This window comes from Sphingobacterium sp. B29 (genome assembly GCF_001952815.1).
Classification (GTDB): Bacteria; Bacteroidota; Bacteroidia; order Sphingobacteriales; family Sphingobacteriaceae; genus Sphingobacterium; species Sphingobacterium siyangense.
The window spans coordinates 3,811,769-3,826,210 of record NZ_CP019158.1 but is presented as its reverse complement, the minus strand read 5'-3'; the positions used below and the strand labels follow the sequence as shown (position 1 = coordinate 3,826,210).

General features: G+C 38.7%; 13 protein-coding genes. 5 read left to right on the top strand and 8 right to left on the bottom strand.

Annotation, left to right across the window (positions count from 1 at the left end; all coding sequences use genetic code 11):
* Nucleotides 1-16: 16 nt before the first annotated feature.
* Together BV902_RS16220 and BV902_RS16215 are read right to left on the bottom strand one after the other, a co-directional pair.
* The gene (locus tag BV902_RS16220) at nucleotides 17-1,174 is read right to left on the bottom strand and encodes a Gfo/Idh/MocA family protein (protein ID WP_075992829.1); all 1,158 of its coding nucleotides are present in this window, start codon (nucleotides 1,172-1,174) and stop codon (nucleotides 17-19) included.
* Nucleotides 1,175-1,208: 34 nt separating this feature from the next.
* Nucleotides 1,209-2,261: a sugar phosphate isomerase/epimerase family protein gene (locus BV902_RS16215; protein ID WP_075992828.1), complete on the bottom strand. Its 1,053-nt coding sequence runs from the start codon at nucleotides 2,259-2,261 to the stop codon at nucleotides 1,209-1,211.
* Nucleotides 2,262-2,608: 347 nt separating this feature from the next.
* On the opposite strand from BV902_RS16215, the gene BV902_RS16205 reads away from it, so the two are divergent.
* Together BV902_RS16205 and BV902_RS16200 are read left to right on the top strand one after the other, a co-directional pair.
* A complete protein-coding gene (locus tag BV902_RS16205) occupies nucleotides 2,609-4,297 on the top strand; it encodes a GMC oxidoreductase (RefSeq protein ID WP_075992826.1) in 1,689 nt (562 codons plus the stop codon).
* A gap of 20 nt (nucleotides 4,298-4,317) precedes the next feature.
* Nucleotides 4,318-4,887, top strand: a complete 570-nt coding sequence (locus BV902_RS16200; RefSeq protein ID WP_075992825.1) for a gluconate 2-dehydrogenase subunit 3 family protein — start codon at nucleotides 4,318-4,320, stop codon at nucleotides 4,885-4,887.
* Nucleotides 4,888-4,916: 29 nt separating this feature from the next.
* On the opposite strand, the gene BV902_RS16195 is transcribed toward BV902_RS16200, so the two are convergent.
* From BV902_RS16195 to BV902_RS16180, 4 genes are all read right to left on the bottom strand, one after another.
* Nucleotides 4,917-5,456, bottom strand: coding sequence for a hypothetical protein (locus tag BV902_RS16195; RefSeq protein ID WP_145326854.1), 540 nt, complete (start codon nucleotides 5,454-5,456; stop codon nucleotides 4,917-4,919).
* A 142-nt stretch (nucleotides 5,457-5,598) separates the two neighbouring features.
* The gene (locus tag BV902_RS16190) at nucleotides 5,599-6,309 is read right to left on the bottom strand and encodes a LytR/AlgR family response regulator transcription factor (RefSeq protein ID WP_198385915.1); all 711 of its coding nucleotides are present in this window, start codon (nucleotides 6,307-6,309) and stop codon (nucleotides 5,599-5,601) included.
* Complete coding sequence (locus tag BV902_RS16185) at nucleotides 6,302-7,132, bottom strand: sensor histidine kinase (RefSeq protein ID WP_172840697.1); 831 nt, start codon at nucleotides 7,130-7,132, stop codon at nucleotides 6,302-6,304. Before BV902_RS16185 ends, BV902_RS16190 begins: the two co-directional genes overlap by 8 nt.
* Nucleotides 7,133-7,540: 408 nt before the next feature.
* Complete coding sequence (locus tag BV902_RS16180; protein WP_075992822.1) at nucleotides 7,541-9,943, bottom strand: outer membrane beta-barrel protein; 2,403 nt, start codon at nucleotides 9,941-9,943, stop codon at nucleotides 7,541-7,543.
* 247 nt (nucleotides 9,944-10,190) lie between these two features.
* On the opposite strand from BV902_RS16180, the gene BV902_RS16175 reads away from it, so the two are divergent.
* The gene (locus tag BV902_RS16175; protein ID WP_075992821.1) at nucleotides 10,191-11,213 is read left to right on the top strand and encodes a bestrophin family protein; all 1,023 of its coding nucleotides are present in this window, start codon (nucleotides 10,191-10,193) and stop codon (nucleotides 11,211-11,213) included.
* A 6-nt stretch (nucleotides 11,214-11,219) separates the two neighbouring features.
* Here the strand turns inward: BV902_RS16175 and BV902_RS27780 are convergent, their stop codons facing one another.
* Nucleotides 11,220-11,336 carry a hypothetical protein gene (locus BV902_RS27780; protein WP_216640365.1) on the bottom strand — a complete coding sequence of 39 codons (117 nt, stop codon included), beginning with the start codon at nucleotides 11,334-11,336 and terminating at the stop codon, nucleotides 11,220-11,222.
* A gap of 17 nt (nucleotides 11,337-11,353) precedes the next feature.
* Nucleotides 11,354-11,677 (bottom strand): Lrp/AsnC family transcriptional regulator, encoded by a 324-nt coding sequence (locus tag BV902_RS16170; RefSeq protein ID WP_216640364.1) that lies wholly within the window; start codon nucleotides 11,675-11,677, stop codon nucleotides 11,354-11,356.
* Between the two features lie 144 nt (nucleotides 11,678-11,821).
* On the opposite strand from BV902_RS16170, the gene BV902_RS16165 reads away from it, so the two are divergent.
* Nucleotides 11,822-13,027, top strand: a complete 1,206-nt coding sequence (locus BV902_RS16165; RefSeq protein WP_075992820.1) for an aminotransferase class I/II-fold pyridoxal phosphate-dependent enzyme — start codon at nucleotides 11,822-11,824, stop codon at nucleotides 13,025-13,027.
* Nucleotides 13,028-13,393: 366 nt separating this feature from the next.
* On the top strand, nucleotides 13,394-14,422 hold the full coding sequence (locus tag BV902_RS16160) for a metallophosphoesterase (protein ID WP_237241683.1): 1,029 nt from the start codon (nucleotides 13,394-13,396) through the stop codon (nucleotides 14,420-14,422).
* The last annotated feature ends 20 nt before the right edge of the window (nucleotides 14,423-14,442 follow it).

The following is a 14,442-nucleotide window of genomic DNA, read 5'->3' as shown; positions in this document are numbered from 1 at the left end:
TATGGTAAGTATATATCTAACGAATAAAATCGGTCCATTTTTGTGTTGATTTTCCCGAGGCAATCACAGTTTCTAGGAACTTCATGCCACGCAGACCATCAGCTACGGTAGGAAAATCTGTATCTTCTTCTCGCGGCTCTATACCTTGCATAGATGCCAATAGCGTGGCTGCAAAATTTCTATAAATATTGGCAAATGCTTCTATATATCCTTCGGGGTGACCGGCTGGTAGACGGATGTTATGTTTGGCGATTGGTGAAAGGTACTGTTGACCTGCACGAAATAGCTGGGTCGGCGCATCGAGCTGTTTAAAGATGAGTGTATTTGCATCCTGCTGGTTCCATTCCAATCCCCCAAGTTCACCATATACTCTAATTTTTAATGCGTTTTCTTCTCCTGCGGCAACTTGAGATGCCGATAGTACGCCTGTGGCTCCATTTTCGAATCCAAGTAATATATTGCCGTCATCTTCAAGTTTTCTTCCGGTCACAAATGTTTGAAGATCGGCGCACATTTTAGTGATTTTTAAACCTGAAATATATTCTGCTAGATGGGCAGCATGTGTTCCAATATCGCCCATACAACCACTTTTCCCACTCTTTTCGGGATCTGTTCGCCAAAAGGCCAAAGAAAGACCATTTTCGATCATCTTACTGAGCCAACCCTGCGGATATTCTACCATAATCTTTCTAATCGAACCTAATTGGCCCCCTTTGACAAGATGACGAGCTTGTTTTACCATCGGATAGGCCGAGTAGGTGTATGTAACACAGAGTATCAATCCTGTTTCAGCTACCTTTTGTTGGAGCAATACGGCCTGTTCTGTTGTCAGCGTCATCGGCTTTTCAAGCACGACATGGAATCCATGTTCCAGCGCCATCATTGCTGGTTCAAAATGAGCAAAATTCGGCGTGACTATACTGACAAAGTTCATGCGGTCATCCGCTGGGCGCTTACTTTCCTTGACAATCATTTCCTGATAACTTCCATAGCTCCTTTCCTCTGGAAGACCTAAAAGCGCGGCGGATTCTTTTGCAACGAGGGGATCAGCGCTCAGTGCGCCGCAACATAATTCAATCTGACCATCAATTCCTGCAGCCATACGATGTACAGCCCCAATAAATGCATTTTTTCCACCGCCGACCATGCCCATTTTTAGTTTTGTATTGTGCATAAAGTTGAATTTTTAATGCCGATATCTTTTGTAATTATAAACCCAATAGTTTACGGTTAAGGCTATCATTGGTTTCGACGGCAGCAAAATTATCGAATGCCTTGTCAGTAACACGGATAATATAGTCTTTAATATGCAGCGCGCCTTCCCGCGCACCATCTTCAGCATTCTTGAATGCACATTCCCATTCCAGTACAGCCCAGCCTTGATAATCATATTGTGTGAGTTTGGTAAATATAGATTTGAAATCCACTTGGCCATCACCAATTGATCTAAAACGACCGGCTCTTGACTGCCAGCTCTGGAAGCCACCATAGACACCCTGACGACCAGAAGGATTGAACTCAGCGTCTTTAACATGAAACATTTTAATTCGCTCATGGTAAATGTCGATGAATTGAAGATAGTCAAGACATTGAAGAACAAAATGGGAGGGATCATAGAGAATGTTTGCCCGCTTGTGGTAATTTACATTTTCGAGAAATAAGTCAAAAGTAGCACCGTCATGGAGATCTTCTCCAGGGTGTAATTCATAACATAGGTCGACATCATACAAGTCACATTCATCGAGAATGGGTAACCATAATTTTGCAAGTTCAGCAAAACCCGTTTCGATAAGGTTAGCTGGTCTTTGTGGCCAAGGGTATATAAATGGCCATAGAAAGGCGCCACTAAAGGTTGCTAGCGCTTTAAGTCCGAGGTTGTTGGAAGCTTGTACGGCATATTTTAATTGCTGGATCGCCCACTGTTGTCTTGCTTGAGGGTTACCATGTAAATGCTGTGGTGCGAAGGCATCAAATAGATCATCGAAACTTGGATTCACAGCCACCAATTGCCCTTGGAGATGGGTTGAAAGTTCGGTGATTTCCAATCCAAATGACTGTACTTTAGCTTTTAGATCAAGTGCATAGCTTTTATCGAGCGCTGCTTTTTCTAGATCGATAAAACGGGCATCCAAAGTTGGTAGTTGTATACCCTTATAGCCAAGGGCTGCTGCCCACTGGCAGATTGAGTCCAAAGAGTTGAACGGAGCTTCATCACCGATAAACTGTGCGAGAAAGATGGCAGGACCTTTAATTGTTGTCATATGTATTGTGTTTTGAAAAAGACTATATTACGTACAAAACAGATCAATATTCCAATGCGATGGAAGAAATGGCTCAGTCTGTCGTTTATACTTTATAATTTGGTTATCCAAGCTACCTGCTTGTTTAATACAATATTACAAAAATTTGCAACCGGTTGCAATAAAATCAAAAAAAAACCTTAAACTTGTTTAGACGATTCATGCTTACACTTTCCAAAATATAAGAATGGAGCGTCTAAACTAGGTATAACTGTCAGGCATCTTTGCAGCGCTTGATTGTGGAGGAGACTTTATTTTAAAGGGAAACTTCCCTTTGAGTAATAACCAAATAAACCAATTATAAATAAATGGCAAATAATGTTTATGATGCAATTGTCATCGGGTCTGGGATCACAGGTGGCTGGGCAGCCAAGGAACTAACGGAACGTGGATTGAAAACCATCATGTTAGAAAGAGGACGCAATATTGAGCATATCAAAGATTACCCATCACCAAACAAAGATCCTTGGGAATTTCCGCATCGGGGTCGGGTACCTTTGGATCGAGCACAGCACTACTTACCTTTTGGAATTAAAAATCAATGGATGAACGAAGGGAACATCGACTTTTGGACTAATGAGACAGAAAGTCCATATAAGGAAATAAAACCCTTTAATTGGTTCAGGGGCTATCACGTTGGCGGTCGCTCGCTTATGTGGGGGCGGCAGAGTTATCGATGGTCGGATGTTGATTTTGAGGCAAATAGCAAAGACGGGCATGGTATTGACTGGCCGGTACGTTATAAAGATATAGCACCTTGGTATAGTCACGTTGAGAAATTTGCGGGTATTTCAGGTAATAGAGACGGTATAGCGGTGCTGCCCGATGGCGAATTTATGCCGCCAATGGATATGAATATTGTGGAAAAAGATCTTGCTGCGCGCTTGAAATCGCGTTATCAGGGAAAAAGACACTTTATAATTGGCCGGGTAGCCAACATAACAGTGCCCCATCACGGCCGTGTTAATTGCCAATACCAGAACAAATGCTGGCTGGGTTGCAATTTCGGCGCTTATTTTAGCACACAGTCTGCAACATTGCCCGCAGCAGTGAAGACTGGAAAACTTACCCTAAGACCACTTTCAATTGTAAAAAGCATTATTTACAATCGCGATACGCAGAAAGCTAAAGGAGTCGAAATTGTTGATGCGGAGACGAATCAAACCTACGAGTATTTTGCTAAGATTGTTTTTGTATGTGCTTCGACTTTAAATTCCACCTGGGTGTTAATGAATTCAGCTACTGATGTATGGGAAGGTGGTCTTGGGAGCAGCAGTGGTGAACTGGGACATAATCTGATGGATCACATGTTAAATAGTGGAGCTGGGGGAAGAGTTGAAGGATTTGAGGATAAATATATTTTTGGGCGACGCGCCAATGGATTATATGTACCCCGATTTGCCAATATTGCCGGCGATACCAAGAAGAGAGATTACATACGTGGTTTTGGCTATCAGGGCGGAGCTTCAAGGGGACAATGGTCAGGTAAGGTCGATAATAAGAGCGTGGGTGGGGCTTGGAAAGATGCTATCGCTGAGCCCGGAAGCTGGGGAGTAGGTTTTACTTCATTTGGCGAAATACTTCCATATCACGAAAATAAAGTCGTATTGGATTCATCTGTAAAAGATAAGTGGGGGCTTCCTGTATTGGCTATAGATGCAGAGATTAAGGATAATGAGCGAAAAATACGGGTTGATGCAAGCAATGAAATGAAGGAAATGTTGGAATCTATCGGTGTCAAAGACGTAACAACCTACGACAACGGGTTTAGTATGGGACAGGGAATTCATGAAATGGGCACGGCACGGATGGGCAATGATCCGAAAACCTCGGTATTAAACAAATTTAACCAAGTATGGGATGCTAAAAATGTTTTTGTGACAGATGGGGCCTTTATGACTTCGTCTTCCTGTGTGAATCCATCGCTTACCTATATGGCATTTACTGCAAGGGCCGTAGATTTTGCTGTTAATGAATTAAAAAAAGGGAATCTTTAATATTTTATGATGCAATAATTATGAATAGACGAGAAGCAATACAACGTGTAGCCATGCTCATGGGAGGAACAGTTATTGGTGCTTCGTTATTTTTGGAAGGATGCCAGAGGTCTGCTTCGAAAGATATAGAAATGCTCTTTGGTCCAAAATCAATCGATTTTTTTGGAGATCTTGCGGAGGCGATTCTTCCTAAAACTACTACCCCAGGGGCGAAAGAAGCTGGGGTAGGTTCTGAAATTCCTGTTCTCGTGCGAGACTGCTATAAACTTGAAGAACAGCAGGTTTTTTTGACTGGAACAGCCGGAATTGACGAACGTGCCAAGAAAGAATTTGGACGTAAATTTCAGCAACTCGACAAAAAAGACCAAACTGCTTTTGTTGATATTTTGGACAAGGAAGCACAAGATTACGATGAAAAGAAAGCAGCTAATGAACTGCCCCATTTTTTTACGCTGTTTAAACAGCTTACACTGCTTACTTTTTTTAGCTCAAAATTAGGCGCTACGGAAGTGTTCCGTTATGTGAAAATCCCAGGGAAATATAACGGCGATTTCCCTTATCAAAAGGGTGATCATGCTTGGGCAACCTAGCTAATAAATTGTATATTGACCCCTTGTCTTTAATTGGCAGCGGGGTCAATTAAAGAGGTTGTCAAGCCTATGAACTTTAAAAGATTTTTGCTATCGAAAAGTAAAGTGGTAAAATGTGTCCCTGTTTTCATTGTTAGTCTGGTACCACCCGGAAAAGAGCTTCCAGCATCAAGTTTTTCCTTTTTAACATTGTGTCGGCTGAATTTTGAGAGCGCCTCTTTGACTGTTGTTTTATTGATCGCAAGATCAAAAGGCAACCCTTCGACAACCAGAAACTTGTCTTCAGGGATATCAAAAAATAGTTCATTGACGGATTTATCAGCCCCATAATTGCTATAAAGTTCCAAGCCGGATTTTGTGATCCATTTTGCATACTTTTCTTCGTTGGCATCTTCATAGAAGACTGTTTTTACGTTTAATGTAGCCGCTATTTTATCTATTGTCTGGGGAAATACAAATTCACTGTTTTTATTTAGCAATGATTTTAACTCCGCTTTGTTCTGCGCGAAAGTCGTTGCAGCAAAAAGGAAAAGGCCTATATTTAATGTAAATGCTTTTATCTTCATCATATCCTTGTTATATGTTTGGCAGTTGTTTATGTCCGTTAGATTAAAATTAATCAAACGAGTAACAATATACAATAGTGCTTTATACTTGTTTTGATAGCGGGATCAACCAAAGTTTTCAGCATGCGTATCGCCTATAATCGATCTAATTTAATCCTAAAAGCGCATATAAGAGATCTTTTTTATTGCTCGCAATGGGGATAGTTTTTCCATTTGAAAGCTGGACTATATTTCCATTTAAAGATTGTATGCTATCTGTATTGACAATGAATGCTCTATGAATTCGAAAGAAACTGGTGTTATGTAAAATTTCTTCCATCGCCTTAAGGGTAGATAGGGTTTGATGTGCACTGTTATGTGTGACAATATTCAAATAGTTTCCCTGAGCTTCAATATATAGAACATCATTAAGCATAATCTTTATAAATTTATTTTCACTTTTTATAAAAATTCGTTCTGTTTTTATTGGGTGGTTATTTAGTTTGTTAAAGGGTGATATTTGTTCCTTTACTCTATTTGCAGCTTTCAAAAAGCGTTCAAATCGAATGGGTTTAATAAGGTAATCTACGGCACCTTTTTCAAATCCGTCAATGGCGAAATGTCGATGGGCAGTTATAAAAATAAAGTAAGGTTTTTGGGCCAGCGTTTCCAACAGATCTAAACCAGTTAAGCGGGGCATCTCAATATCGCTAAACACAATATCGATCGGATTTTCCTGCAGGAAAGCCATTGCCTCCAGTGGCTTACTGAAGGTCTTTTTTAATTCCAAAAAAGGTACTTGTTCGACGAAATCCGTAATAAGTTCAATGCCTAAAGGTTCATCATCGATGATGATGCAACTATATTTTTCAATCATGTGGTAATGCGATATTCAATGCAACGCTAAATTCATTGGAGCTATCTATGATGTGAAGGTCGCTTTGGTTTGGGTAAATCAATTGTAAACGCTTTTGTAAATTTTTAATACCGATACCCGTAAAGCTAGGTGTTTTCACGGTATTGAATACATCTTTGTCATTTTTTATTTTAAAGGCAACCTGATCTTTGCTGATGTGAATAGTAAGTATGACAAAGGATGCTTCTTCGTTTTTTAGCCCATATTTAAATGCATTTTCGATAAGGGTGAAGGTCAATAAAGGAGCAATCGTTAAGGCGTGAGCATGCGCTCGCCCCTCTATATTTAGTTCAATCTGATATGATTTTGGGTAACGCATTTTTTCCAATGAAAAGTAATTCTCTATAAAATCCAGCTCTTTAGCTAAGGAGACGTATTCTGCATCCGAATCGTATAGTGTATATCCCATAATTTCGGATAAATTTAATACGACCTCAGGTGCTGTGTCGTCTTTTTTTAGCGTCAAACGATAGAGGTTGTTGAGCGTGTTGAACAAAAAATGTGGATTGAGTTGCGCTTTTAAAAAAGCCTTCTCTACGCTAATATTTTCCAATAACAATTTTGACTTCTGCTCTAGGATTCGCATTCGGTCTTTATTTATTCTTCTGATGTCTATTAATATTTTGGTAAAGAAAAAAGGAGACAATGAATAGATAACCGACAATGCATTTAATAGCACCGCTTTAAAGCTGAATACGGACCACAGGTTGGGAATGAAATCCTTTTCCTTACCCATTAATGGATACAAATTAGAAATATCAAAATCATATTTGTAAGCTAGCACATAAAACAAATTATTGATAAATAACCAAATAAAAATACATACTGGCGCAGTTAAGAAAGGTAATATCCATAAATTTAAGTTCCTCGCGTAAGGTATAACCAAGTAGAAAAATAGGTAAAACACAACAAGAGAAGACAATAAAACACGCGATGACAAAAATATTGATTGGTTTGAGGATATTCCAGTTACATAATAGTAGTTGCTGAACAGGAGCAGGGTAAATGTAAACCACATTCCAAAATGAAGTAGGATACGTACATTCGTTGTATAAAAAGTATCGAAATCTTGCTTCCTGAAAAATGTATCTGCTTTAGTGATGTATTGATTAAGTCGAGATTGTTTCATAAATCCTTAGATAGTTCAGTTTTGCGGCTCAATGAGCCGCAAAGATAAAAAATAGTGGTACATTTATAATCTTCCTTTCTCCTCCATACTGCTTGATTCCATTCGTTTTGCTTTAAAGGTAGTGCCGGTTTTGAAGTTATATAGTAAAGAAATGGAGCATACACGCGATTGCTCCTTGTGCATTATCCAGATTTTAGTATTGTTAAAATAACTTGTCGCCCGATAATTATTGGTAAAAAAGATGTCGCTAATATTTGCCTTGGCAACCAATTGATCTTTGATTAATTTTTTCTGAATCCCTAGATCAACGGAGCCGATGGCTTTAGTTACAATATTTCCAAGTAACATTTGGGGGGTGTAAAAAGCATTCAGATTTATACTATATCCTTTGCCAAAGGAAATTTCTTGTTCTGTCTGTAATATAAAAGAAGCTTTCTTTAGATTAAAATAGGGGGAAGTTGAACGTGTATGAGTGAATAAAATCGTGTTCGTACTTGACCAGCAGGGTAGCAATGAAATGGGAGCGCTCAGAGTGGCCGTCCATACTCCTTGAGTCCCCACGTTGTCTTTAATAATCGTTAACAGTTCTTCTTCTGCCTGGTTGCGTATAATTTGCGAGATCGCATTTTTGGTATGGGAATAGTTCAAAGCAGTATAATATTTTTCTTTCCATAATCCACTAATTTCGAACGAATTTGTGAACTGCGGTTTCAGAAAGGGATTTCCTGTCTGTACGGAATAATTATCTATATAATATTTATAAGGGTTTAAATCAAAATATGAGGGCCGTTTAATTCTTCTATTGTAGGTAAGTGATACATAATTGCTTCCCTGCGAGTTTAAATTCTTCTTTAAAAAAAAACTTGGGAACAAATTGAAATAGCCTTGTGCGAGTTTGTCCCTTTGCTCGCTCAAAAGTTGTCCTTGAATATTGGATTTCTCGCCTCTTAATCCCAATTGATAATCTATTTGGGCCCATTTTCCCGTATAATTTGCATAGGTAGCATAAATTCGTTCTTTGTAATCGAACTGGAAATCAAGGGCAGGCATTGGCATCCAGGCCTGATGAAAGACCTGGTATCGATTGGTATTCATGATATCCGTTGCGGTCGCTTTTACACCAATTGATAAATTGCTTCCAGATTTAGTTATCCAATTATACTTTGCGTCGCCAGTAAAAATTTTTGCTTCGCTGGGATAATCCAATCTGAACAAAGTATCACTGCGTATGTTACCATTCGCATCGAAATCGACACTATTGCTGATACTATTTCCGCTTCGTTGATTGTGTGTATAATCGATGGCAAGGCTGAATTTCGAATGTAAACTGTCTGTTTCCAAAACATAATTTAAACCGAGATTTTGGTAGTTAGATTTTGATTCAGATGGGAAGCTACCTTGCGAGCGGATGTTTTTTGCCGCATCGGGATAGGTAATTGTCGAATGCGCCATGGATGGTCCAAGGAAACTGCTGTATTGACCGGTGTAGGAAAAGCCTAGAAATTGTTTCCCCGTGAAATCATAGGTCGCACCAAGCCGTATACGGTCGTTTTTGTTGGTCTGAGTGTTTTCCGTTTCTTGCTGATATAATCCCTGATTTGGAAAATCTCGTCGTTGTTTTAGTTCCTCGTATGACTTTGCACGACTATGGGAATAACTTGCCATTAAACCAACTTTACCTAGTTGATAATTCAAACCTGCATAAGGAGTGTACGTTACATATTTTCCAAGCCCAATTGCATAGTCATTGCCAATATAACCATTGAGTCCCTGTTTATCTTGCTTTTTTAGCACAATATTGATGATACCACCACTGCCTTCTGCATCGAACTCTGCCGAGGGATGTGCGATAATCTCAATGGATTGGATGTCGTTGGAACGCAAGGTTTGAAGGTAGTTCCTGAGATCATTTCCCGCGAGGTTAATACTTTTGCCATCGACAAGAATACGTGTTCCTACAACTCCATTAATGGAGATTTGACCATTGTTAACGAATACCCCGGGAGCCATTTTAAATAATTCCAAAGCTGATTTTCCAGAAGCATTGGCGGTTTGTGCTACGTTCATAATGATGCGGTCAATTTTTCGCTGTATTGTTGGTTTGCGCTTATTTACTGTTACTTCATCTAACATGAGGTTGGATAGTAGTGATTTTGGGACAATGAACGCTAGCGGGGCTTTAAGGTCGTTAATTTCAATTTTTTGTTGCATTTTGAGTACATTTTCCACGCGAATCGAAACGAGGTAAGTCCCTTTTTCGGTAAGCGTTAACTGAAAATTTCCATGTTCATCTGTTATTTTTTCAATGAGAGAATCTTTCTTTACATCTAGTGCACGAAAGGCTAATGAAGCATAGGGGATCGACGCGCCATATTGATCCGAGACTTTACCAACAATGGCGGTTTGGGCGAACAGGAAGTTGTTAAGAAGAAAGGTGATGAGACTGAAAGTAATTAATTTGATCATAAATTTTGAATAATTATTCAAAACTAGTTTCGCTGGTGGCTTATTTCAATTTTTTTGGATATAAGGAAACCTTTTAGGGATGGAAGCCGTAAATTTAAGGATAAGCCATTAAAAGCGACGAGGTTTAGTGTTATAAAAATGAGCGGAATAAAATATCATCGTGTCGAAAACAATTTAGCGTATTGGACAGTTACAATTTAAATTGTACTTTCATAACGTTTTTAATAAAGGAAGATATTTAATTTTTATGATCACAACCAAGTATTTTAACCATCGACAAATATTTAATTTAGCGGGCGCACATTTAATATGGCTGACGCTTTGGTGCTCTCTGGTGGCGGTCATCTATTATTTTTTTAATTGGCAGTGGATGATAATTCCTTGGGTGCCATTGGCTTTGATTGGAACCGCTGAGGCTTTTTATGTCGGGTTTAAGAATAATCAGGCCTATGATAGACTTTGGGAAGCCCGGAAAATCTGGGGAGGGATTGTCAATTCAAGTCGCTCTTTCACTGCAATGTTATATGCCTTTGATACTCAAGATGGTGATCATACCGATTTGGAGGAGCGGAGGAAAAGGATTGCCTATCGCCATATCGCTTGGTTATATACTTTTCGTGAGCAGTTGTTGATCCCGACAGAATGGGAGCATGTCAGTTTGAAAAAACACTTTGGTTCAATGAATGTTAAACGGAACAGGCTGATAAAGGCTGGCTTTCCTGATTACAGTAGAACATCGATTTTTTTGCGCAAATACCTTTCTACAGATGAGTTTAAGTTGCAGAGTACCTATAAAAATTTTGCAACGTATTTGATTTCTAAACAAGCAAAGGAAGTTAATGCATTGAAAAATGATCAAATCATTTCGGATTTTAACCAAACGCAACTGCAGAATTGCCTGAATCAATTTTACGACTATCAAGGTCAGGCAGAAAGAATCAAAAAATTTCCTTCACCGAGACAGTTTGCCAGTACAGCATTTGTCTTTAATGTTATTCTCATCATTCTGCTCCCATTGGGCCTAGTAAATGAATTTGCGAAATTGGGCGACTGGGGGATATGGACGAGTATTCCTTTTTGTGTGGTAATTGGATGGATTTATATTGTGATGGAATTGGTCGGCGATTATACCGAAAATCCTTTTGGAGGACTCATGTTTGATGTGCCTATGCTTTCGATTTGTCGAACCATAGAAATTGATGTGTTGCAAATGGTGGGAGATGAGGATCTTCCGGAAGCAATAGCATCAAAAAATGGTGTTTTGGTTTAAATTTTCTTACAGATCAATTGCAATCGTATTTTTCACCTCAGCGATCATAAATGAGCTATGGGTGCTTGCAATATGCTGTAAGCTCGTTAATTTCGTTAACATAAAACTGCGATAATCTGCCATATCCTGGACACAAATCTTTAGGATATAGTCGTAGTCGCACTCACGTGGAAACACTCGGTTACCTCCTGAAGGTTCATGACCTCTTTTTCAAATTGTAAAATATACTCCTTTTTGTGCTGTGTTAATTTTACGTGGCATAATACAAGGAAGTCTTTTGCTATTTTCTTTTTGTCAAGTATGGCGACATAGCCCGCGATAATTCCAGTATTTTCGAGTTTACGGACTCTTTCATAGACCGCTGTTACAGACAAGCTCAGTTTGTAGGAGAGTTCTTTGGTCGTTTGTTTGGCATCTTCCTGTAGAAAACGCAATAGCTTACGGTCAATCTCGTCAAATTGCATAGATTTTTTTTTGGTTTTTACTAGCTCGTTTTAAATCAGCTAGATGTTTTAACTAATTATTGTTTGTATAATAGATTTATATTCTAAGATAAGTAAAATTACTTGTAATATAATTTGAAATATCTCAATTTTAAAGATAAAAACATGGAAAATTTTAATGCAGCAAATGAAATTCAAGATTTGCAATACTTTGGTGAGTTTGGAGGTGTGAACCCGTCAATTTCAGATAGCTCTACCTATACTTTTCTTTCCGCTAAAAAAATGTTCGACACATTTGAAGGGAATGCGGAAGGCTGTTATCTCTATTCAAGGCATTCGTCGCCGATGAATTTGTATTTGGCACAAGCCTTAGCAAAAATGGAGGATACCGCTGCGGCCAATGTAACATCTTCGGGGATGGGAGCGATTACAACAGTTCTTTTACAACTATGTAAAAGTGGTGACCATATCATTTCAAGTAGGACAATCTACGGTGGAACTTATGCCTTTCTTAAAAATTTTCTCCCGCCTTTCCAGATTGAGACGACATTTTTGGATATTAATGATGTCGAAGAACTCGAAAAATCGATAAGACCTAATACAAAAGTGTTGTATTGTGAAAGTGTGAGCAACCCTTTATTGCATGTGGCAGATTTAAGAAAACTTTCGGCCATCTGTAAAAAACACAAGCTAAAACTGATTGTCGACAATACGTTTTCTCCATTATCCATCTCACCAACACTTTTGGGAGCGGACATTGTCATTCATAGTTTAACGAAATTTATCAATGGCAGCAGTGACACAGTCGGTGGGGTTTATTGTGGAAGTCAGGAGTTTATTAATGAAACGAAAAATGTGAACACAGGTGCCTGTATGTTATTGGGGCCAACGATGGACAGCTTACGTTCGGCAAGTATATTGAAGAATTTAAGAACACTTCATATACGGATGAAACAACATAGTTATAATGCAATGTATCTTGCCGAACGGTTTGAGAAAGATGGATTAAAGGTATCTTATCCGGGCTTGCAGTCGCATCGAGATCATGAACTAATGAAAAACATGATGCATGAAACCTATGGTTTTGGTGGCTTAATGACAGTTGATGTGGAAACAACCGAAAAAGCCAATGAACTAATGGAACTGATGCAGGCTGAAAATTTAGGGTATTTAGCTGTCAGCCTAGGATTCTATAAGACCCTATTCTCCTGTTCGGGTAGCTCTACGTCGTCAGAAATTCCTGAGGAAGATCGTTTGAAGATGGGTATTTCCGATGGATTGATCAGGTTTTCCATTGGTCTAGATCAAGACATTGAGCGTACCTACCAAAAAATGAGAGCATGTATGCAAAAGACTGGAATTTTGGAGTAATAAGCAGTATCTCGGTTGGGTTCATTTATGGGATAATCAGACATCTTGACATGTTTTGGAGGAAACTATGGATAGTTTTCTGATTGATTGGAGTGCAAAAAGTTTCAATTGTCACATAGACATCACTATTTACGATGAAAGGGGCTGTAATAGCTCAAAAATCTCTTTTGGCATATCATTAGCAATTTAAAATCAATATTTTAGTTAATATGGCAAAGAGACTTTTACTGATATTATTCTTATTTGTTTTGGGTGATATCTATTTTTTTCAGGCTTTCAGTACAGTTATTCGTGGTTCGATTTGGCAGAACATGTATTGGGGGATTGATATCCTGTTGTTTTTTGGTGTTTTTACATTAATTTTTTTTGCGGAGAGCGGGTTATGATGTCCAGGAGACAGCAACAAGTCTGATTACAGCATTTTTAATTGTTTTCATACCAAAATTGCTTGCTGTTCCCTTTTTATTTGTTGAAGATCTGATGCGTATTTTTCGTTCCTTTCCTCCACGTAGTATATTTTTGAGTGAGATTGTATTGTTTTTGGCGGGGGCCATGTTATTGGTTATTTTTTTCGGTTTAACGAAAGGTCGTTATTTTTATAAAGTGAGAGAGGAAGTATTGAGTTTTCCTGATCTACCTACGGCGTTTGACGGTTTTAAAATTACGCAGCTATCGGATATTCATTCTGGTAGTTTATCTGATATCAAAAGGGTACGTAAAGGTATCGAATTGGCAAATGCACAAAACAGTGATCTGGTATTGTTTACGGGTGATTTAGTCAATAATAAAGCTTCCGAAATGGAACCCTGGGTTTCGGACTTCAACCGATTAGAAGCTCCTTCGGGCAAGTTTTCAGTCCTTGGAAATCACGATTATGGGGACTACGTACAATGGGAAAGTGTTGAATCAAAAGCCTTAAATTTGAATAGGCTTAAGGAAATTCATCATGAAATGGGATTTAAATTGCTGCTAAATGAATCGATAGCAATAGAAAAGCAAGGTGAGCGTATTTCGTTAATTGGAGTTGAGAATTGGGGGAAAGGAGGGTTTCATCAATATGGTGATCTTGCTAAAGCAACCCTTGGATTGGACGCGGATACCTTCAAAATTTTGATGTCTCATGATCCTTCACATTGGGATCATGTTACTTTGGACTATGACCAACATGTCCATCTGACGCTGGCAGGACATACGCATGGTATGCAGTTTGGGATAGAACTATTTGGGTTAAAATGGAGTCCAATTCAATATTTTTATAAACAGTGGGCTGGACTCTATCAAAAACAAGGAAAATATCTTTATGTCAACCGCGGTTTTGGTTTTCACGGCCTAAAAGGTCGGATAGGTGTTTGGCCTGAAATTACGGTTATTACATTACGGAAAAGCGTTGTCTGATATTTTGGTATGAGAAACAA